The sequence below is a fragment of the Myxococcaceae bacterium JPH2 genome (assembly GCA_016458225.1).
GTDB lineage: Bacteria > Myxococcota > Myxococcia > Myxococcales > Myxococcaceae > Citreicoccus.
Window position 1 is genome coordinate 1 of the sequence record JAEMGR010000101.1, and the last position, 467, is coordinate 467.

General features: G+C 64.2%; 1 protein-coding gene. It reads right to left on the bottom strand.

Annotated elements, in window-relative coordinates:
- A partial coding sequence (locus JGU66_36280; protein ID MBJ6766234.1) for a hypothetical protein occupies window positions 1-467 on the bottom strand: 467 nt, incomplete at both ends.

The window sequence follows — 467 nt, forward strand, 5'->3', positions numbered from 1 at the left end:
TCGCTGTTGTAGTTGGCCACCACTGCCACTCGCTCCGGCAGTTCCTCCACCAGCAGCGACACTTCGAACTTCGAGGTGTGCTCGCTCGTCGCTCGGCCCTGGAGCCGCAGGCCCTGCCTCAAGTGGACCTGGGCCACGGGTGTGTTCTGAAGCGTGAGCGACACCTGGAACAGCGGGCTGCGACTCAGATCGCGCTCGGGCTGGAGTTCCTCGACCAGCTTCTCGAACGGCACATCCTGATGTGCGTAGGCACCGAGCGTCACCTCTCGCACTTGTGCCAGCAGCTCGCGGAACGTCATGTCCCGCGTCAGGCGCGCTCGCAGCACCAGCGTGTTCACGAAGAAGCCAATCAAGCCCTCCGTCTCCGCGTGGGTTCGTCCCGCGATGGGTGAGCCCACGCTCACATCGCTCTGGCCCGTGTAGCGCGACAGCACGGCTTGGAATGCCGCCAGCAACACCATGAATAC